The sequence below is a fragment of the Bacillus sp. MUM 13 genome, from assembly GCF_001866725.1.
In the GTDB taxonomy this organism is placed as follows: Bacteria; Bacillota; Bacilli; order Bacillales; family DSM-1321; genus Peribacillus.
This window is the reverse complement of sequence record NZ_MLYQ01000027.1, coordinates 118,108-137,986: the sequence shown is the minus strand read 5'-3', so window position 1 is coordinate 137,986 and position 19,879 is coordinate 118,108. Positions and strand designations below refer to the sequence as shown.

The 19,879-nt window shown below is 44.7% G+C and carries 19 protein-coding genes; all 19 read right to left on the bottom strand.

Going from position 1 to position 19,879, the window contains the following annotated elements:
- Positions 1–45 precede the first annotated feature (45 nt).
- Positions 46–1,080: a stage II sporulation protein D gene (spoIID, locus tag BIV59_RS08850; protein WP_481747420.1), complete on the bottom strand. Its 1,035-nt coding sequence runs from the start codon at positions 1,078–1,080 to the stop codon at positions 46–48.
- 223 nt (positions 1,081–1,303) lie between these two features.
- Positions 1,304–2,608, bottom strand: coding sequence for a UDP-N-acetylglucosamine 1-carboxyvinyltransferase (murA, locus tag BIV59_RS08845; protein ID WP_071351109.1), 1,305 nt, complete (start codon positions 2,606–2,608; stop codon positions 1,304–1,306).
- A 32-nt stretch (positions 2,609–2,640) separates the two neighbouring features.
- Entirely contained in the window at positions 2,641–3,390 is a 750-nt protein-coding gene (locus BIV59_RS08840) for a YwmB family TATA-box binding protein (RefSeq protein WP_071351108.1), read from the bottom strand.
- 168 nt (positions 3,391–3,558) lie between these two features.
- Positions 3,559–3,801 (bottom strand): DUF1146 family protein, encoded by a 243-nt coding sequence (locus BIV59_RS08835; protein ID WP_071351107.1) that lies wholly within the window; start codon positions 3,799–3,801, stop codon positions 3,559–3,561.
- Positions 3,802–4,109: 308 nt separating this feature from the next.
- Positions 4,110–5,597 (bottom strand): NADH-quinone oxidoreductase subunit NuoN, encoded by a 1,488-nt coding sequence (gene nuoN, locus BIV59_RS08830; RefSeq protein ID WP_071351106.1) that lies wholly within the window; start codon positions 5,595–5,597, stop codon positions 4,110–4,112.
- 6 nt (positions 5,598–5,603) lie between these two features.
- Entirely contained in the window at positions 5,604–7,124 is a 1,521-nt protein-coding gene (locus BIV59_RS08825; protein WP_071351105.1) for a complex I subunit 4 family protein, read from the bottom strand.
- Complete coding sequence (gene nuoL / locus BIV59_RS08820) at positions 7,121–8,992, bottom strand: NADH-quinone oxidoreductase subunit L (RefSeq protein ID WP_071351104.1); 1,872 nt, start codon at positions 8,990–8,992, stop codon at positions 7,121–7,123. The genes BIV59_RS08825 and nuoL overlap by 4 nt, the downstream gene beginning before the upstream one ends.
- Before the next feature lie 69 nt (positions 8,993–9,061).
- Entirely contained in the window at positions 9,062–9,376 is a 315-nt protein-coding gene (nuoK, locus tag BIV59_RS08815; RefSeq protein WP_071351103.1) for an NADH-quinone oxidoreductase subunit NuoK, read from the bottom strand.
- Positions 9,373–9,897 (bottom strand): NADH-quinone oxidoreductase subunit J, encoded by a 525-nt coding sequence (locus BIV59_RS08810; RefSeq protein ID WP_071351102.1) that lies wholly within the window; start codon positions 9,895–9,897, stop codon positions 9,373–9,375. Before BIV59_RS08810 ends, nuoK begins: the two co-directional genes overlap by 4 nt.
- Complete coding sequence (gene nuoI, locus BIV59_RS08805; protein WP_071351101.1) at positions 9,894–10,313, bottom strand: NADH-quinone oxidoreductase subunit NuoI; 420 nt, start codon at positions 10,311–10,313, stop codon at positions 9,894–9,896. Before nuoI ends, BIV59_RS08810 begins: the two co-directional genes overlap by 4 nt.
- A gap of 73 nt (positions 10,314–10,386) precedes the next feature.
- A complete protein-coding gene (gene nuoH / locus BIV59_RS08800; protein WP_071351100.1) occupies positions 10,387–11,394 on the bottom strand; it encodes an NADH-quinone oxidoreductase subunit NuoH in 1,008 nt (335 codons plus the stop codon).
- Positions 11,394–12,494, bottom strand: a complete 1,101-nt coding sequence (locus BIV59_RS08795) for an NADH-quinone oxidoreductase subunit D (protein WP_071351099.1) — start codon at positions 12,492–12,494, stop codon at positions 11,394–11,396. The genes nuoH and BIV59_RS08795 overlap by 1 nt, the downstream gene beginning before the upstream one ends.
- 1 nt (position 12,495) lies before the next feature.
- Positions 12,496–13,743: an NADH-quinone oxidoreductase subunit C gene (locus tag BIV59_RS08790; RefSeq protein WP_071351098.1), complete on the bottom strand. Its 1,248-nt coding sequence runs from the start codon at positions 13,741–13,743 to the stop codon at positions 12,496–12,498.
- The gene (locus tag BIV59_RS08785; protein WP_071351097.1) at positions 13,744–14,256 is read right to left on the bottom strand and encodes a NuoB/complex I 20 kDa subunit family protein; all 513 of its coding nucleotides are present in this window, start codon (positions 14,254–14,256) and stop codon (positions 13,744–13,746) included.
- Positions 14,247–14,621 (bottom strand): NADH-quinone oxidoreductase subunit A, encoded by a 375-nt coding sequence (locus BIV59_RS08780; protein WP_071351096.1) that lies wholly within the window; start codon positions 14,619–14,621, stop codon positions 14,247–14,249. The genes BIV59_RS08785 and BIV59_RS08780 overlap by 10 nt, the downstream gene beginning before the upstream one ends.
- Before the next feature lie 915 nt (positions 14,622–15,536).
- Positions 15,537–15,941 carry a F0F1 ATP synthase subunit epsilon gene (locus BIV59_RS08775; protein WP_071351095.1) on the bottom strand — a complete coding sequence of 135 codons (405 nt, stop codon included), beginning with the start codon at positions 15,939–15,941 and terminating at the stop codon, positions 15,537–15,539.
- Positions 15,942–15,965: 24 nt separating this feature from the next.
- Positions 15,966–17,363, bottom strand: coding sequence for a F0F1 ATP synthase subunit beta (gene atpD / locus BIV59_RS08770; protein ID WP_071351094.1), 1,398 nt, complete (start codon positions 17,361–17,363; stop codon positions 15,966–15,968).
- Positions 17,364–17,458: 95 nt separating this feature from the next.
- A complete protein-coding gene (gene atpG / locus BIV59_RS08765; protein WP_071351093.1) occupies positions 17,459–18,316 on the bottom strand; it encodes an ATP synthase F1 subunit gamma in 858 nt (285 codons plus the stop codon).
- Between the two features lie 35 nt (positions 18,317–18,351).
- Positions 18,352–19,860, bottom strand: a complete 1,509-nt coding sequence (atpA, locus tag BIV59_RS08760) for a F0F1 ATP synthase subunit alpha (RefSeq protein WP_071351092.1) — start codon at positions 19,858–19,860, stop codon at positions 18,352–18,354.
- Positions 19,861–19,879 lie beyond the last annotated feature (19 nt).

The window sequence follows — 19,879 nt, the reverse complement described above, 5'->3', positions numbered from 1 at the left end:
ACTTTTAGGGGTCACTACATCACATCAGCTGTGATCATCTCTTTTTTATTTTCTGGCCGTTAATGTATGAAGAAGATTGTTTGATGATTGTATTTCCACACCCCGGTAATAATACTTGACAATAGATTTATAATCTTTGCCCTGCTCTGCCATGCCATTTGCTCCATATTGGCTCATCCCCACTCCATGGCCAAATCCCTTTGTGGTAATGACAATGTCGCTGCCTTTTCGGACCCATTCAAAATCTGAAGATTTCAGATCGAGGGTCTCCCGGATCTGCTTTCCTGTCAATTTTTTATTTCCGAAGTCAACGGTTCCGACCCTCTTTCCAGGAGTCCGTTTAGTAACTGTGCCTATTGCATTCCCGGAAGACAAATGGATGCCGAGCTTCCGTTCGAATTCGGATACTGGAATGGTCTTTTTATAATAAAACTTAGGAGATGACTTATCCCATGGGCTTGATACACTTTTTAAATAAGGGATAGAACTGGACCAGTAATCCTCTGAGTTTTCTGTATAGCCATTACTTGTTGAAAAAAACAGTGCCTGTATGGGCTTGCCGTTGTAGGTCAGGATCTGCCCGCTTGTTGCTGCAACTGCCTTTGTTATTTTACTCAATTTATCTTTGTACTGGGAGCCCCATTCTTTTTTTAATTCTTCGTCATTTCTGAACACCTGATGTTTTATTGTATCTGAAACATCAGCGCCGTCCGGCAAGCCAGCTTTATCATGAGTCATCAGCTGATTTACGATATACGTTCTGGCTGTCAGTGCCTGGGCCTTAAGCGCTTCTATTTTAAAATCGGCTGGCATTTCAGCTGCCACTACGCCTGCAACATAGGATTCGAGCGGAAATTTCTGAATTTGCCTGGATTGTGCCCGGTATACGGAAACCTCTATAGCAGGTTCTGAAATGGCGTTCACCTTCTTTCCTTCATGCCTGACTTGCCCGTCTACATGCTGTGATAACCTGCCATTTTCCTCCTTAATGGAGAAAGGCAGTACAAGGAGTGCTGGAACCATGATTAGTACAAATGCAGCTGCAATAAAAAGTGCGATGAACGGTTTAATGGCTTTCAAGATTGGCGGTCCTCCCTATGCATTTTCTGCTCTATAGAATCTCGTGCTCTGGCAGGTATTCTATAAAAATGTATGGGATTGGACAAGCATTTATGACAGCCTTTCGATGATTCCTGCAGGTTTATAAAACCTCCTGCTTGAAAGCAAAAGGGCCAGTTCCCGTTTCAGCAGTCATACTGAAACGGGAACTGGCCCCATGCAATCCTATGCGGATTATTTCTGATTAAGCGTTCAAATCAGCGGCGATTGTTTCGCTGCCTGTTTCCGTTTCGTCTTGAACACGTTCGATGTCTGCACCAAGAGATGCAAGCTTGCCGTGGAAATTAACATATCCGCGGTCCAGATGCTTAAGCTCTGTCACACGAGTGATTCCTTCAGCGACAAGGCCAGTCAGGATTAAAGATGCAGCTGCACGCAAATCAGTGGAAGCCACTTCAGCACCCTGCAGATCAGACGGTCCATTAATGATAACAGAACGCCCTTCAATCTTAACGTCAGCATTCATGCGGCGGAATTCCTCAACATGCATAAAACGGTTCTCAAATACCGTTTCTGTAATCATGCTTGTTCCTTCAGCGCGAAGCAATAATGCCATCATCTGTGATTGCATATCTGTCGGGAATCCTGGATGCGGCATTGTTTTGATATCAACAGCCTTAAGCTTTTCTGGCCCGATAACACGAAGCCCTTCGCCTACATCTTCAATAGAAACTCCCATTTCTTCCAATTTCGCAATCAAAGAAGTCATGTGCTCAGGCATTGCCCCCTGCACGACAACATCTCCGCCTGTTAGAGCCGCAGCAACCATAAATGTTCCAGCTTCAATGCGGTCTGGAATAATGTTATGCTCAGCACCGTATAATTTATCTACACCTTCAATTTTAAGGGTTCCTGTACCTGCACCCTTAACTTTTGCTCCCATTGCATTCAGGAAGTTTGCAAGGTCTACAATTTCAGGTTCTTTTGCTACATTTTCAAGAATGGTTGTTCCTTCAGCAAGAGTAGCGGCCATCATGATATTTTCAGTAGCGCCAACACTCGGGAAGTCCAGGTATACACGTGCACCTTTTAATCTTCCGTTTACCTCAGCTTCGATAAAGCCATTTCCGACTTTAACACTTGCTCCCATTGCTTCAAAGCCTTTTAAATGCTGATCGATGGGGCGTGATCCAATTGCACATCCTCCGGGCAAAGCAACGCGGGCACGGCCGTTCCTTGCTAATAATGAACCCATTACAAGCACGGAAGCCCGCATTTTGCGCACATATTCAAATGGTGCTTCATCCAATAACTCTCTAGATGCATCTACAGTGATTTCATTATTTTGAAAGGCAACCTCTGCATTCAAGTTGCGCAATACTTCATTTATTGTATATACATCGGAGAGTGTGGGAACGTCTTTAATGATACTTTTCCCATCACTTGCTAATAATGTTGCAGCGATAACTGGCAATACGGCGTTTTTTGCGCCTTCTACTTTAACTGTCCCGCTTAGCCTAGTTCCGCCGCGGACGATGATTTTTTCCAAAAGTATTCCCCTCCGCGTCCAATTTCTCTATATTAATATTCAAACGTGATGATGGGTGTGCCAACTGTAAAGCTGGTTTTTCCGCCCAATCCTTCTGTTCTTAAAGCAAGCTGCAAATTCATATGTTCACTAGTCAATGATTGCTTGAACACATTTGTGTGTCCAGTTACAGAAATAAAATTTTGCTCTTTTACATGTTCAATTTCCTTTGCTTGAAATAAGTCTAATAATCTTGTGATTTCTAAGGGTAAAACCTTATCAATAGTATCACTGAAATGACCCTTTACACAAGAGAATATTGAAGGATTTCCTCGAAAAATGTCATGAATCCTTTTTTGAAATGGTGTTTTCAAAAAAGATGCATAATCCTTTTTCCAGACGGAGCCCTTCACCTCATATATTATATACGTAACCTGATTTGTTTTTCCGTGGGTAGTCATGAGATTAATAGACTCTACTAGACCGTTTTCGACATGTTCAAAAGTTGCTGAAGCCTTCCAGCTCTGTTTGTCTCCTTCTTTTTTCCATTGAAAATCAGGAGAGATTTTCTTTAATTTTTCTACTTCATAATTAAATTCAGATTCAGTCGCAATCCCCTTCATTCTTTCTCTGGCATAAACAGACCAATCCTCGATATGCATGCTCTTTTCCTGCTGTAAAAGTCCGGTCATTTTGACGATATCTGGTTCCGCTTTTGTGCTAATCGTACTATTCCCAAACAAAAACATAATCAAACCCAGAACACCTATGTATGGCAACAATTTTTTAAATTGATATTTCATGGCATTAGCCCCTCTCTTTATTTCTATGTTTTCCATAAAGAGAGTGTGCACATACTAAGTTTTTCTCGTCAGTTATCGACACATGCAATAGACAAACTATACATCGCTTTTACGGTTGTTACAACCTTCACAAGAAGAAACATTAAACAGAACTGCATATAATAGTCCTTATCCCTGATGAAACATGAAAGGAAGCTGATTTGAAAATACGAGATAATCCAGGAAAAACTTGCTTACGGCTGATCCTATTGCAATGGTCAGCAATATGTACAGGACCCTGGCCTTCAAAACTGAATTCGATCTTAATAGCTTATCAAAGTTCAGCGCCTGAAGCGCCCACCAAGTTATGGCAATAAAAAAAAGATGCACCACAATACCCGTTAAGGCCTGCTGTCCAATATCTGTAAACATAAATACCTCCTATAATACACTCATAACCATTTTAGCATAGATCACAATTAAATTTGGAATTAAAAAGGAAGAATGCATCTAAAGTATCAATCAATTATTCTTAATTTAGACACAATTTGTACAAAAATCCTCCGGAAAAGGATTCCCTTCTGAGGCACAAAAAAAGAACCTTATTTTCAAGGTTCCTTTGTGGCGTCATAAGGATTTTGAAGCAGCCATGTTACATCCGCTTCTATTCCATCCAGCTTTCTAGTGAACTCCTCCACTAGTCCACAGGGTTAACTCCTTTTAAACTATCCCGCGCTCCTTCATTTCAGCAGATTTATAGCAAGATTAGGAGCCACACCAAACAATATTGTCCCAGTCACGCAGAGTACGAGTACCACGATAATTCCTGCGGGAACCTTAGGCACCGGGTTTTTGTGCACTGGCCTGAAGAACATTTGGGTCATGATGCCAAAATAGTAGATATAAGAAACGATGGTGCCTCCAATTAAGATGGAAGCCAGTACATAATGTGCAGGCTGATCGGAGAAAGCGCCCATGAAGATATACACCTTTCCGATGAAACCGGCCGTACCGGGGATTCCGGCCAGAGAAAGAATGAAAACAGCCATGGTACAAGCGAGCCAGGGAGAACGCTTATATAACCCGGCTAGAGAGGAAATGTCTTCTGATCCAGTATGGACGGTTATTATCTGAATGACTGCAAAGGCGCCCATATTCATCAGCAAGTAAGCTAGCAGATAAAACCATGTTGCATCATAGAAGAATGGCTGTGCACCTATCGAGACAATTGAAACAAGCAGATATCCTGCATGGGCGATGCTTGAATATCCAAATAAGCGTTTGATGTTCCGCTGCCTTAGTGCTGTTACATTTCCGATAATAATCGACAGTGCCGCGAGCAGTGATAGATACACATTGTTTTTCTCCAGAAAAGTCTGGGCACCAAGCTCGTCTCCGGGGGCATGAAAAAATAGTGTCCAAATAAGTCTTATTAAAATGACAAAGCCTGCTGTTTTTGAAATGGTGCTTAAAAAGGCTGTGACAGGTGCCGCCGATCCTTCATACACATCCGGAGCCCACATGTGAAAAGGCGCGGAAGCCAGTTTAAAAGACAGGCCGCCAACAATCATAAAAAAGGCAAGCCCAATTAAATATAGAAATTGGCTGTTTGCCAGATTCGCCATATGCGAGCCCATCTTTATTAGATTAGTTGTACCCGTCAAGCCATATAAATAGCTCATTCCAAACAGGGTAATGGCTGTAGCAATGCTGCCGCTGATAATATACTTCATGGCTGCCTCATTAGATGGCAAGTGTTTTTTCCTCATCCCTGCAAGGATATAGGAAGAAACCGACAACAGTTCAAGCCCTGTAAACAGGGTGATTAAATCGCCGCTTGACGCCATCATCATTGCCCCGAGAAGCCCTGTTAAAAAAAGATAATAAAATTCTCCCCGATATTCCTTCATTCCTTCCTTGGGATGATAGCTTTCTGCTAAAAGCATGACCATGGCGCCACCGCTTAGCAATAAAAGCTTAAATGCTTTCGAGAAGGAATCCAGCCGGAACGTATCATACAGAATGCCCGCTTCTTTTTCATCCATCAAACCAATAAGCGAAAGCAGCGACAGGAGAATTCCGGCAATCCCAATCCACGCAAGCGGCCTCCTGCTTAAACGTCCAGGCAAAAATAAATCGAGCAGGGAGAGAATGACAGCAGCAGCAAGAATGATAAATTCCGGAAGCATGAGCCTCCAGTCATACGAAAGCATTGTGTGCATATCCATTTCCCCTCAGCTCCCTATCCCTAACAAAATTGTATCCAGTGCCGTTTGCAATGGACCGCTTAATACCGCCGGATACACACCGATCAAGACAATCAGTCCGAGCAGTATGATTACAGGCGTCATTTCAATACCCTTTATGTCTTCTGAGGATGGCAGGATTCCGGATTCATTTTTACCGAACGTAATGTGCAGAACAGCCCGTAAAATATAAACGGCAGTTAAGATGATCCCAAGGGCTCCTGCCGATGCAAGCACCGGATATACCTTAAATATCCCCAGAAAAGCCGTAAATTCGCTAATGAAGCCGGACATGCCTGGAAGTCCGAGCGAAGCCATGCCGCCTGCAAGCAATAAGCCGGATATCCGCGGCATTTTCTTACCCAGCCCGCTAAGTTCAATCAGGGACGGGGAAGAGCTCCTCATATGCATAACACCCACCAGGAAAAATAACAGTGCAGCGATCAATCCGTGTGAAACAACCTGGAAAATAGCGCCTTGAATCCCCGCTTCATTCAAAGCAGCAAGTCCGATCAGTACAATTCCCATATGAGAAACGGATGAATATGCCAGCACCTTTTTAAAATCTGACTGTATCAAAGCTAAAAAGGCACCGTAAAGAATATTGATCACACCCAGTATCCCTATTAGATACGCCCACTTTTCAAATTGTTCCGGGAAGATTCCCATTCCAAACCGGATCAGTCCATAGGCGCCTATTTTCAGCAGCACTCCGGCATGAAGCATCACAACCGAAGGCGGCGCCTGGACGTGGACCTTAACCATCCAGCCGTGTAAAGGAAATATCGGCAATTTAATGCCGAATGCAATCAGCAGCGCAAAAAATAAGCCATTCTTCAAAGCTTGAGATATCGGCATATAGGGTGCTTCACTGCCGGCTGTCATCACACTTTTTAAGTACTCAATATTTGTAGTGCCTGTTTTGGCAAATAAAATCATGATAACAATCAGCAGAATGGCTGAACCGATTCCGTTATAAATCAAGAAGCTGTACGCAGCTTTTTCTTTATGAAGAAATCCCCACTTTCCAATCAGGAAGAACATCGGAATCAGTGTGATTTCAAAGAAGATAAAAAACAGAACCAGATTTTGAGCTGTAAAGACACCGAGCATCCCTATCTCTAACAGCAGAAAGAGAAGGAAGTATCCTTTCCATTCGCTTTTAATAGAAAGAGAGGCTATTGCACCCATTGTACAAAGTACTGCCGTCAAAAGCAGCATGACAAGGGACAGGCCATCTACTGCCAGCTCATAATGTACAGCAAAAAAATCAGGTCCATACTGCTTCAGATTCCCAAATTTCAGCCAGTCCGTATCTATGGAAAACCTGGATAGGTCTGTACCCCAGCGATATTGTAAGTACAAATAACATGCCAAAACAAGAGCTGGAATGGTACCAAAAACCCCAATCCATTTAATCATTCGTTCCTCATCAGCCGGCCAGAGAAGCAGCAGCACAATGCCAAGTAAGGGTGAAAATATAAGGATGGTCAGGAAAAGAACACTCATAGAATATAGCCTCCCGTCAAAGCGTAAATCACCATGATGGCGGCTATACAAAAGAAGGCAATGGTGCCGTATAGCTGAACATGGCCCGTTTGAAGCTTAGAGCCGCTTTTCCCCAGACTATGCACGGCACCTGCCACGCCTCCGGCAAGCCCTCCCAGGATGAAACGCTCAAATCCCGAAAGGAATAAACTGATTCCTTTTACCGCCATGCCGATGGAAAAGAAATAGATTTCATCGATAAAAAATTTATTGAATAACGTCTGGAAAATAGGCGAGTCCGCATTCATCAGCCAGTTTCTCGAAATCGAGCGGTTTCCGTAAATCAGGTATGCAAGCAAAATTCCGCACAGGGAAACAGCGGCTCCTGCAATCATGATCCAGCTTGGAGCTTCTATATGACCCGGGCCAGGCAGGGAAGTATTCCCTTTGACCAGCCAGTCTCCAAGAAATGAACCAAACCAGGGGGTATTCACATATCCGCTCCCCACAGCCAGGATTCCAAGAATCATCATCGGCCCTGTCATGCTGGCCGGAGATTCCTGAATGCTTTCACGTTCACTTCTCGCAGAGCCTGCAAACACCCTAAAAAACAGCCGAAACATGTAAAAGGATGTTAAAAAGGCAGTAACCAGGGCCAGCCAAAATAGTACATCATGTCCGCCTGCCCAGGCTGAGGCAAGGATTTCGTCTTTACTGAAAAATCCCGAGAAAAGCGGTACACCAGATATGGAGAGTGTGCCAATCAGGAACAGCGGCCCTGTCAGCTTCATCTTTCTCCATAAGCCTCCCATTTTCTCGATATCCTGAGTATGTACAGCGTGTATGACGCTTCCGGCAGCAAGGAACAGAAGTGCTTTAAAGAAGGCATGCGTCATTAAATGAAAGATGCCTGCCGTGTAGCCAGACGTTCCAAGGGCAAGCATCATGTAGCCCAGCTGCGATATCGTCGAGTAAGCGAGGATACGTTTGATATCCTTTTGGACAAGCGCAATGGATGCTGCAAAAATAGCGGTAAATCCTCCAGTAACAGCAACCGCCGACATCGCTGTTTCGCTGCCCGAGAAAAATGGAAACATTGTCGCGACCAGGTACACGCCAGCCGCTACCATGGTGGCGGCGTGTATCAGTGCCGATACCGGTGTCGGTCCCTCCATCGCATCAGGGAGCCAGCTATGCAGCGGAAACTGGCCTGATTTCCCAACCGCTCCAATGAAAATCAAAATGGAAATAATAGTTACCATTCCGGAAGAAATGCCGCCAGTCTGGACTGCGTCAAAAATTACATCGAAGCTGAAGCTGTGTGTTTGCCAGAATAATAGAAGAATCCCGATTAACAAGCCCACATCCCCGATTCTTGTCATGATGAAAGCCTTTTTTGCTGCCTGCTTTGCTTCTTCTTTTTGAAAATAAAAACCGATTAAAAGAAAGGACCCAAGCCCGACAAGCTCCCAAAACATATAGAGCTGAAGCAGATTGGGCGAAATGACCAGCCCGAGCATGGCAAATGTAAACAGTCCCAGGTAAGAGTAGAACACAGAAAAACGCTGGTCCCCGTTCATGTATCCTTTTGAATAGACCTGCACAAGCAAACTGACCAGGGACACAATCACCAGCATTAAGGCATTCAGCTGATTCACGGTAAACCCGGTGTCTATTGTAATTTCCCCAATCGCCAGCCATTCTGCTGACGCCTTGTATGATGGCGAGTGAAACCGGTCAAACAGCACCAGAAGTGAAAGGATTAAGGAAAAAAGAGTTAAAAAGATACCGATATATGCCGCTTTTCCCTTCATAACGTTTCCGAATAGGAGAAGAAACACAAAAGAGACTAGGGGGAACAGCGGGATCAGCCATGCAAATTCCATCATCGTATCAAATCTCCTTCTCTGCATGCCAGCATCTTTTAAGCATGCTGTGAGCTTCAATTCTGTAAAAAATCAGTGCTTCATCGAGCTGTTATCTTCCATATTCACAGATTGGCGATTCCTGTAAAGAGCCATCAAAATGGCAAGGCCGACAGCTGCTTCAGCGGCAGCAACCGTGATTGTAAACAATGAAAATACCTGTCCTGTTATGGACGGAGTGACACCTAATTTACTGAATGCCACCAGATTGATATTTACTGCATTCATCATCAACTCGATTGAGATTAGGACAATGACGGTATTTCTCTTCGTCAGAGCCCCGTATAGTCCAATACAAAATAGGGCCAATGCCAGCGCCAGATAAGCAGAAAGCGGTACAGAGGTCATGACTTGGCATCCTCCTTTTCTTCCTCATCTTTTCTTGCAAGTACGATTGCTCCAACCAATGCGACCAGCAAAAGGACAGAGGTTATTTCAAAAGGTATGACATTTTTTGAATATAGGGCTTTTCCGATTTGTTCTGTATTTGAAATATGAAGCGTATTTGGCTGTGCCGGAATTTCCAGACGGTAGATGCCCATATACACAGCAAAAGCAAATCCGGCAAGCGAGAAAAGAAGAAGAATTTTGCGCCCCTTGCCCATTCGCTGGACTTCGGCATCATTATGGCGGGTCAGCATAATGCCGAACAGCATGATGATTGTCACCGCCCCTGAATAAATCAGAATTTGGACCGAGGCAACAAATTCCGCTGAAAGCAGGATATAAATACCTGCTATGCTGATAAAGGAAAAAACCAGGGCCGCCACCATATGAACCACTTTTGTCAGATTGATTAGAAAAACCCCCCCGCCGACAGCGATGATGGCAAGCACAATGAATGCAGCAAGCTCTCCTGAAAGACTCATGCCTTATTCACCTGCCGGATATTTTCATCATTTTCATCAAGCCACTCCAGATTCTTAAAAAGATCATCCCGGCTATATGCAGCCAGTTCAAAATTATTGGTCATGACGATTGCTTCTGTCGGGCAGACTTCTGTACATAAATCGCATAAAATGCAGATCTCGAAATTGATATCATAGGTATCGATGATCTTGCCTTTCTTATTTGGATCAGGGTGTTTCTTGCCTGTTAATTGGATGCAGTCTGTCGGACAAATCGTGACGCACTGATTACAGACAATGCACTTTTCCGGATAAAACTTTTGTATGCCGCGAAAACGGTCAGGCAGCGGCAGCGGTTCATTAGGGTAATCATACGTCACCTTTTTCCGGGTCAGGTTTTGAAGAGTGTATTTCAGTCCTTTGGCTAATCCAATCATCTATCGTCCCTCGCTTCCTATGGCTATTTTTTCATCCCCTCGGCGGGATCATATCCTGCTTGGAGGTTTTACTTTATAGCAGTTTATATAACTCCTTGGCCAGAGCTGTCAGGAATATGTTTGCCAGCGCAATCGGCAGCAGAACTTTCCATCCAAACTCCATCAGCTGATCTGCACGAAGGCGGGGGAAAGTGACCCGGATCCAAATTAACAGATAGATGACTGCACTGAATTTCAACCCGAACCATATCACTCCCGGAATGAAATGGAGGAACGGAAGTGCATGCCATCCGCCGAGAAATAAAACCGTCGTCAATGCTGCCATGGCAAACATATACACATATTCAGAAAGCATGAAAAACGCCCAGCGGAACCCTGAATATTCAACATGATAGCCTGCCACAAGCTCTGATTCAGCTTCAGGCAGGTCGAATGGAACCCGGTTCAGTTCAGCAACAGCACAAATCATGAAGATAATGAAGGCAATCGGCTGTTTAATGATGTACCATAGCCCAGCCTGGGCATGGACGATATCATTCAGGTTTAGGCTCCCGGCAAGCATGATGACACCCACAAGAGACATCACCAGCGGAATTTCATAGGAAATCATTTGGGCTGCTGCACGCATGCCGCCAATCAGGGCATATTTATTGTTTGAAGCCCAGCCGGCCGAGACCACTCCGACTGTGGTAATTCCTGATAGCGCGACATAATATAGCAGGCCAACTCCCATATCGGCAAACTGCAGCCGGCTGGTGAACGGGATTGCGGCTATCACCATAAAGGAAGGGGCAAAGGCGATGACTGGCGCCAGAATAAACAGAGGCCGGTCTGCAAGCTTGGGTATGGTATCTTCCTTGATCAATAGTTTGAGGACATCAGCAGCCGTCTGCAGGAGCCCCCATCTTCCGCCTACCTGATTAGGTCCGATGCGCATCTGCATAAGCCCCATTATTTTTCGCTCGGACAGAATGGCATAGGTGACAAATCCGAGAACAACAAACAGAAAAATGAGGGCCAGCAGAAAGAAGATTGCAAAATTCATGAGACTCGGCGCTTTTTGCAGCAGTTCATGGATCATCAGCCGTCCACCTCTCCAAGCACAATATCAATCGCGCCCAATATAGCGATCATGTTTGCCATATTTTCGCCCTTCAAAAGCTTTGGCAGCATCTGCAGATTATAAAAAGACGGCCGCCTGAACTTTAGGCGGTAAGGCTCCTTTTTTCCCTCGCTTGCAATATAGCAGCCAATCTCCCCCCTGGGTGATTCTATTCTTACAAACGCCTCTCCCTTTGGCGCTTTGATGATCTTTGGCACCTTGGCCAGTATAGGTCCGTCTTTTGGAAACTGTTCTGCGCATTGCTCTATGATTTTAAGGGACTCTTCTATTTCTTCCATCCTGCAATGATATCTGGACCATGCATCACCATCTTCTCTTACCGGAATGTCAAAATCAAAACGGTCATAAATGGAATACGGTTCATCTTTGCGCAGGTCCCACTTTACGCCGGTGCATCTTAAATTGGCTCCGCTCAAGGAATAATTGATGGCATCTTCCTTTGAATAAACACCAATCCCCTTCACCCTGTTCATGAAGATTTCATTGCCTGTCACAAGCTCATGGTACCCTTTCAGCTGTTTCCTCATATACGGGACAAAATCCCTGACCTTTTCAATCCAGCCTTCAGGGGCATCCCACTTTACACCGCCCACCCGCATATAATTAAAGGTGAGGCGTGCACCTGAGAGCTCATTAAGCATGTTCACAATCATTTCACGTTCACGGAAGGCATATAAAAACGGGCTGGTGGCACCGATATCAAGCAGATAGGTTCCCCACCATACTAAATGGCTTGCAATCCGCCCAAGCTCCATGGCAAGGACACGCAGGTATTCCGCCCTGTCTGGAATTTCGATGTTCATCATGGTCTCAACTGCATGGCATAATACATAGTTGTTCGTCATGGCGGCCAGGTAATCCATCCGGTCCGTATAGGGAATAATCTGTGTATATTGAAGGTCTTCAGCAATCTTCTCTGTCCCGCGGTGAAGATATCCGATAACCGGCGTTGCTTCTTTTATGGTTTCTCCCTCGATCTTTATCACGAGCCTGAAAACTCCATGTGTACTGGGGTGCTGGGGACCGACATTAAGCAGCATTTCTTCTGTCCGGATCATGCTACACCTCCACATCAAAAGGTTCATAGTCTTTTCTGAGCGGATGGCCGACCCAATCCTCTCCGAGTAAAATCCTCTTGAGGTCTGGATGCTGGTTAAATGTAATGCCCAGCAGATCATAGGCCTCACATTCCGGCCAATTCGCCCCCTGCCATAGCGGCACAAGCGAATCTGCAGCGGGATTTCCACGGTCAAGCTTTACCTTGAGGGCAACGGATCTCCTGTATTTAAAGGAATAAAGATGAACGTATATTTCCATGTGTGTTTCATAGTCTGTTCCATGCAGCTCCGATAAGTAATCAAAGCACATTGATTCATGGTTTTTCAGTAATTCGGCAACTTGAAAATATGTATGGCGGGCAGCTATCAATGTAGGTACTTCTTTCGATAGCTGATTAATATAGGAATCTTCCAAAGCATGTTCGCCTAGCTGGCTTTCGATCGTGCTTACATATTCCTTAAGAAGGGGCAAATTTCTTGATGGCTTTTCTATTTCTGGGGCTGTTTCATTGGATGTGCGTTCTTTTTCTTTCAGCTTTGCTTTTGCCGCTGCTGCCGCCTTTGCCTTTGCTGCAGCTATTGCTTTTGTTTTTTCGGTATCATTTCCGGCTGTTTCACTTCTTGTTTGTTTGGCTAGTGCTGCCGCTTTCGCCTTTGCTGCTGCAGCAGCTTTTGCTTTAGCGGCTGCAAGGGCCTTTTGTTTGATAGCCTCATCTCCGTCTCCGCTGTTCTGCACAGCTTCCTTCTCCTGCCTCTTGGCTATGGCGGCTGCTTTTGCTGCAGCGGCTGCTTCTGCCTTCTTCTTTGCTTTGTCCTCCTCCGGCGCTGCAGCATCTGATGCTTGCTCTCTTTCCTTCCTTTTAGCCAGGGCGGCTGCTTTTGCTGCAGCGGCTGCTTCTGCCTTCTTCTTCGCTTTGTCCTCCTCTGGCACGGGGGCATCTGTTGCTTGTTCTCTTTCCTTCCTCTTGGCCAGGGCGGCTGCTTTTGCTGCAGCGGCTGCTTCTGCTTTCTTCTTCGCTTTGTCCTCCTCTGGCACGGGGGCATCTGTTGCTTGTTCTCTTTCCTTCCTCTTAGCCAGGGCGGCTGCTTTTGCTGCAGCTGCTGCTTCTGCTTTCTTCTTCGCTTTGTCCTCCTCTGGCACGGGGGCATCTGTTGCTTGTTCTCTTTCCTTCCTCTTAGCCAGGGCGGCTGCTTTTGCTGCAGCTGCTGCTTCTTTTTTTATTTGTTCGGGACTTTTATCTTCGCTCATTTAAATCACCTTCTTCCCGGTTTTTGCCTCATAGCGGATTTTCTCTTTCAGCTTGTTGATTCCATATATGAGTGCGGCCGGATTAGGCGGGCAGCCTGGGATGTATACATCGACCGGGACAATTTGATCAACGCCTTTTACCACGGAATAAGAGCGGACATATGGGCCTCCTGCAGTGGCACAGGACCCCATGCTGATGACCCATTTAGGTTCAGGCATCTGGTCATATAACCGCCTTAAGATGGGGGCCATTTTCTTTGTGACAGTCCCGGAAACGATCATCACATCAGACTGTCTTGGGGAGGTGCGAAAAAAAGAGCCAAACCGGTCAAGATCATAATGAGAAGAACCTACACCCATCATTTCAATCGCACAGCAGGCAAGTCCAAATGTCATTGGCCATAAAGAATTGCTCCTGGCCCAGGCCTTTACTTGCTCCAGCGTGGATAAAAACACGCTTCTTTTCAATTCATTCATCTCTTCTTGTGAAATACCCTCAGCATTTAAGTCCATTTCAGCACCTTCTTTTTCCAGGCATAAATTAAACCAATGGCTAACATGGCCGTAAAGATAAACATTTCAATAAGAGCAAATATTCCAAGCTTATTATATGCAACAGCCCATGGGTAAAGAAAAACAGTTTCTGCATCGAAAATAACAAACATCAGGCCGAATATATAATACCTGACATTAAATTGTACCCTGGAATCATGAAACGGCTCCATTCCGCTTTCATATGTCGTATTTTTAATTTTATTAGGCTTATTGGGCCGCAGCAGTTTTCCTAAAAACAGAGCGATGACAGGAAGTAAGATTCCTAAACATAAAAACGCGGTGACTATTAAATAGTTGTTTTGGTATATATGCAAATCTCCCATAGCTATCCCCCATGTTCAAAGTTAAGGCTGCGGGTGGCTGTCAACGAAGATGAAGTCTGCTCGCCTTTTTGGCCGTTCATTGACGATTAAACAAACTGAATGCCGGCTCTTTTCTGTCCAATTACAATATATGTTCCTTTCCAAGCCCATATGCGGTTTTAAAATGATTGATTATTCTATTATTTCTTATTATGTAAACGCTATCATTATAACATCGAAACGGTAATGTGTCGATTGTGTCTTCTAATCATTAAATTCTTTCTTAAGGCAGCATACAAACATTTTGTTGCTATAAAACAAGGTGGCTGATTTCCACTCCAGGATGCTCGCTCCAATCAACCGTACTTGACATAAAGAAAGCCTCACATAACAAATAACAAGCTTAAAGAAAAGAGCCTTAAATAAAGAAAATGGCTCTATTTAGATCAAAATATATAAGGATTACCCCTTTTTTAGTGTTATAATTTCCATAAAAATGGTAAATAGTATTAAATTCAGCCTGATTCGAGCCAAATCTCTGCCCATTCGAGCGAAATCCAGGCTGATTAGAGCCAAATTCCGGTTCATTAGAGCCAAACGGCATAAAGTGCTGTACTTAAGTCCCAGGCTTTCAAACAAAACACGATCAGAATTTAGATTAATGCAAAAGGCTCTTTTCTTAAAGATTGTTAAATAGTTCTCGAGGCAATTCCATTGTTATAGCTGGTTGATTGGAGCGGAAGGTGCGGAGACTCCTGCGGGATCAGCGTGACAGGTGAGACCCCGCAGACGCAAGTCGAGGAGGCTCAGCGCACGCCCCGCGGAAAGCGAGCATCCTGGAGCGGAAATCACCCCCTTGTTCCATAGCAACAAAGTTTACGAAAACAGCCAAACAAAAAAAGGCACATTCCCTTAAGTAAGGAATGTGCCTTTTGCTTAAAAATTGCGTTCTGCAATATTAATCCGGTTAACTGCGCGCTTTAAAGCAAGCTCTGCACGTTTTGCATCTATTGCATCTGTGCTGTCCTGCAATCTTTGCTCAGCTCTAGCCTTTGCGGCCTGTGCCCGGGCTAAATCGATAGTTTCAGCTCTTTCAGCAGTTTGAGCCAGAATAGTCACCACATCAGGACGGACTTCAAGGAAGCCGCCATTTACAGCAATAAGGTCTGTATGGCCTTCATTTTTCAATCGGACCGAACCTATTTGCAGGGGCGCAACCATTGGAATATGGCCAGCCATAATTCCTAGTTCGCCGCTTTTTGCCTTTGTGCTTACCATTTCAACTTCTGCATCATATACTGGGCCATCGGGAGTAACAACACTGACTTTTATGGTCTTCATTTCATACCCTCCTTGGTCCCTTTGTTAAGCCATTTGTTTTGCTTTTTCAACAACTTCTTCAATTCTTCCCACTAGACGGAAAGCATCTTCTGGAAGGTCATCATATTTGCCGTCAAGGATTGCTCTGAATCCAGTGATTGTTTCCTTAACAGGAACATATGAACCTTTTTGACCAGTGAACTGCTCAGCCACGTGGAAGTTTTGTGATAAGAAGTTTTGAATTTTACGAGCGCGGGAAACAATTAATTTTTCCTCATCGTTCAGTTCATCCATACCCAGGATCGCAATGATATCCTGAAGTTCTTTATAGCGCTGTAAAGTCGATTGAACTTCACGTGCTACTGCATAATGCTCTGTGCCTACTACTTCTGGAGATAGTGCACGAGAAGAAGATGCTAACGGGTCAACCGCTGGATAGATACCCATTTCAGAAAGCTTACGCTCAAGGTTAGTTGTTGCATCCAAGTGAGCGAAAGTAGTTGCCGGAGCCGGGTCAGTATAGTCATCCGCAGGAACGTAAATCGCTTGGATGGATGTTACAGATCCTACGTTTGTAGATGTGATGCGCTCTTGCAATTGTCCCATTTCTGTAGCAAGTGTAGGCTGGTAACCAACCGCTGAAGGCATACGGCCTAGAAGGGCAGAAACCTCTGAACCTGCTTGTGTGAAACGGAAGATGTTATCGATGAAGAACAGTACGTCCTGTCCTTGTTCGTCACGGAAATATTCAGCCATTGTCAAACCAGTCAAAGCAACACGCATACGTGCACCAGGCGGTTCATTCATCTGTCCGAATACCATGGCTGTTTTCTTGATAACGCCAGAATCAGTCATCTCGTAGAAAAGGTCATTTCCTTCACGAGTACGCTCTCCAACGCCGGCAAATACAGAAATACCGCCATGCTCTTGAGCGATGTTATTGATAAGTTCCTGGATAAGAACTGTTTTACCAACACCCGCACCGCCGAATAGACCGATTTTTCCGCCCTTGATGTAAGGAGCAAGAAGGTCTACTACTTTAATTCCTGTTTCCAAAATCTCTACTTCAGTAGAAAGATTTTCAAAAGTAGGTGCTTGTCTGTGGATTGGATCTTTTCTTACATCAGCTGCAAGAGGTTCAGCAAGGTCGATGTTTTCGCCTAATACGTTGAAAACACGTCCAAGAGTTACATCTCCTACAGGAACAGAAATTGCAGCTCCTGTATCTACAGTTTCAGCACCGCGTGTTAATCCATCAGTTGAAGACATCGCAACTGTGCGGACTGCATCATCGCCTAAATGAAGGGCTACTTCAAGAGTAAGGCTTTTGCCTGACGCTTTGTCATCGATTCTTAGTGCGTTATAGATCTTTGGAAGATGTCCGTTTTCAAATTTAACGTCAACAACCGGACCCATAACTTGGGTAACGCGTCCTACATTCATCGTTTTCCCTCCTACCATTACTGTGACGACTAACTATTAATCGGAACGGGAAGCAAATCGTCCAGTCTTGCCCGTTCCCTTTACATTCGTTGTATCTATTCCAGCGCAGCTGCTCCGCCGACAATTTCAGTGATTTCTTGAGTAATCGCGGCTTGACGCGCACGGTTATACACAAGAGACAGGCTGTCAATCAATTCAGATGCGTTATCTGTCGCATTCTTCATTGCAGTCATACGGGCAGCATGCTCACTCGCTTTTCCATCTAACAGTGCCCCGAAAATTAAGCTCTCGGCATATTGAGGAAGCAGTACTTCCAGAATTTCTTCCGGTGACGGCTCAAATTCGTAGGCTGTCATTTTGCCCGCAGGATGGATATCCGTTAGAGGCAAGATTTTCTTCTCAGTGACATCCTGCTGGATGGCACTGACGTAATGATTGTAGTACATATATAATTCGTCGCATTGCTTGTTTTGGAACAAGCCGACTGTAGACTTAACAATATCATTAATATCAGCAAATGACGGCTGATCCGGAACTCCGATTACTTCCAGTTCCACAGGCATTTTACGGCTGACAAAGAAATCGCGGCCAACTCTTCCGATTGCAATGATTACATATTCATCAGAGGACTTGTGGCGCTGATTAATTGTTTTAAAGACGTGGCGGAGTACACTGCTGTTGTATGCCCCTGCTAATCCGCGGTCAGATGTAATCACAAGGTAACCGGTTTTTTTGACAGGACGGGATACTAGCATTGGATGAGCCACACCATTACTGCCATGCGCAATACTGGCTACTACTTCTTGAATCTTCTCCATATATGGGACAAAAGCTCTTGCATTCGCTTCTGCACGATTCATTTTGGAAGCAGATACCATTTGCATTGCCTTGGTAATCTGGCTAGTCTTTTTAGTCGACGTAATACGGGACTTTATGTCGCGCAAAGAGGCCATTGCTTCTCACCACCCTTTAATATTAGTTAGACCAGTTATTCAGAAACAACGAATGTCTTTTTGAATTCGTTAATTGCAGAAACGATAGCATCGTCTTCAGGCAGGTTGCCTGTTGTACGGATGTGGTCTAGTAATTCAGGATGATTATTATCTAACCATACGTAGAAGTCTCCTTCAAAACGCAGGATATCAGATACAGGAATTTGATCCAAGTGTCCGCGGGTCAATGCATAAAGAATCATTACCTGCTTTTCTACTTTGATCGGTTTGTTCAGATCCTGTTTAAGAACCTCAACTGTACGTGCACCGCGTGCAAGCTTAGCCTGGGTTTGCTTATCTAGGTCAGAACCAAATTGAGAGAATGCTTCAAGCTCGCGGTAAGAAGCAAGGTCAAGACGCAGTGTACCTGCAACCTTCTTCATCGCTTTAATTTGTGCTGATCCTCCTACACGTGAAACGGAAAGACCGGCGTTGATCGCAGGACGTACGCCTGAGAAGAACAAATCAGATTGAAGGAAAATCTGTCCATCAGTGATGGAAATTACGTTTGTCGGGATGTACGCAGAAATATCTCCTGCCTGTGTCTCAACAAATGGAAGTGCTGTAATAGAACCGGCACCTAATGTATCATTTAATTTTGCTGCACGCTCAAGTAAACGGGAGTGCAAGTAGAATACGTCACCAGGGAATGCTTCACGGCCTGGAGGACGGCGAAGAAGCAAGGAAAGTTCACGGTATGCAGATGCTTGTTTAGAAAGATCATCATATACAACAAGAACATGCTTGCCGCTGAACATAAAGTGCTCGGCCATTGATACACCAGCGTATGGAGCAAGGTATAAAAGCGGAGCAGGCTGTGATGCAGAAGCCGTTACGACGATTGTGTAATCCAATGCGCCATTTTTGCGAAGAGTTTCAACTGTTCCGCGGACAGTGGATTCTTTTTGGCCGATTGCCACATAGATACAGATCATGTTTTGGTCAGCCTGGTTAAGGATTGTATCGATAGCTACAGATGTTTTACCAGTCTGGCGGTCACCGATGATTAACTCACGCTGTCCGCGTCCGATTGGAACAAGTGCATCGATCGCTTTAATGCCTGTTTGAAGAGGCTCATGAACTGATTTACGGTCCATAACTCCTGTTGCAGGGCTTTCGATTGGACGAGTTTGTGTTGTGTTGATTGGACCAAGTCCGTCAACAGGCTGTCCAAGAGGATTAACAACACGGCCGATTAGTTCTTCACCGACAGGAACTTCCATAATCTTGCCTGTGCGTCGAACTTCGCTGCCTTCCTGGATGTCTCTGAAAGCTCCAAGAATTACGATACCCACGTTGTTTTCTTCAAGGTTTTGAGATAAACCCATGGTGCCATTCGCGAATTCAACAAGCTCTCCAGCCATAACATTATCTAAACCATGAACGCGTGCGATACCATCCCCTACAGAGATAACAGTACCCACATCGCTTACTTTTATTTCAGACTGATAATTTTCAATCTGTTTTTTAATCAGCGCACTGATTTCTTCAGCTTTGATGCCCATGAATTTCACCCCTATCTGT

What these genes read in the sequence shown, in the direction of transcription:
- BIV59_RS08795 (WP_071351099.1), bottom strand. Translation starts at nt 12,494, where the DNA reads ATGATCCGGACAGAAGAAATGCTGCTTAATGTCGGTCCCCAGCACCCC.
- BIV59_RS08810 (WP_071351102.1), bottom strand. Translation starts at nt 9,897, where the DNA reads ATGAGTCTTTCAGGAGAGCTTGCTGCATTCATTGTGCTTGCCATCATC.
- BIV59_RS08790 (WP_071351098.1), bottom strand. Translation starts at nt 13,743, where the DNA reads ATGAGCGAAGATAAAAGTCCCGAACAAATAAAAAAAGAAGCAGCAGCT.
- BIV59_RS08775 (WP_071351095.1), bottom strand. Translation starts at nt 15,941, where the DNA reads ATGAAGACCATAAAAGTCAGTGTTGTTACTCCCGATGGCCCAGTATAT.
- nuoI (WP_071351101.1), bottom strand. Translation starts at nt 10,313, where the DNA reads ATGATTGGATTAGCCAAAGGACTGAAATACACTCTTCAAAACCTGACC.
- nuoK (WP_071351103.1), bottom strand. Translation starts at nt 9,376, where the DNA reads ATGACCTCTGTACCGCTTTCTGCTTATCTGGCGCTGGCATTGGCCCTA.
- BIV59_RS08825 (WP_071351105.1), bottom strand. Translation starts at nt 7,124, where the DNA reads ATGAGTGTTCTTTTCCTGACCATCCTTATATTTTCACCCTTACTTGGC.
- BIV59_RS08835 (WP_071351107.1), bottom strand. Translation starts at nt 3,801, where the DNA reads ATGTTTACAGATATTGGACAGCAGGCCTTAACGGGTATTGTGGTGCAT.
- atpA (WP_071351092.1), bottom strand. Translation starts at nt 19,860, where the DNA reads ATGGGCATCAAAGCTGAAGAAATCAGTGCGCTGATTAAAAAACAGATT.
- atpG (WP_071351093.1), bottom strand. Translation starts at nt 18,316, where the DNA reads ATGGCCTCTTTGCGCGACATAAAGTCCCGTATTACGTCGACTAAAAAG.
- atpD (WP_071351094.1), bottom strand. Translation starts at nt 17,363, where the DNA reads ATGAATGTAGGACGCGTTACCCAAGTTATGGGTCCGGTTGTTGACGTT.
- BIV59_RS08780 (WP_071351096.1), bottom strand. Translation starts at nt 14,621, where the DNA reads ATGGGAGATTTGCATATATACCAAAACAACTATTTAATAGTCACCGCG.
- BIV59_RS08785 (WP_071351097.1), bottom strand. Translation starts at nt 14,256, where the DNA reads ATGGACTTAAATGCTGAGGGTATTTCACAAGAAGAGATGAATGAATTG.
- nuoH (WP_071351100.1), bottom strand. Translation starts at nt 11,394, where the DNA reads ATGATCCATGAACTGCTGCAAAAAGCGCCGAGTCTCATGAATTTTGCA.
- BIV59_RS08840 (WP_071351108.1), bottom strand. Translation starts at nt 3,390, where the DNA reads ATGAAATATCAATTTAAAAAATTGTTGCCATACATAGGTGTTCTGGGT.
- nuoL (WP_071351104.1), bottom strand. Translation starts at nt 8,992, where the DNA reads ATGATGGAATTTGCATGGCTGATCCCGCTGTTCCCCCTAGTCTCTTTT.
- nuoN (WP_071351106.1), bottom strand. Translation starts at nt 5,597, where the DNA reads ATGGATATGCACACAATGCTTTCGTATGACTGGAGGCTCATGCTTCCG.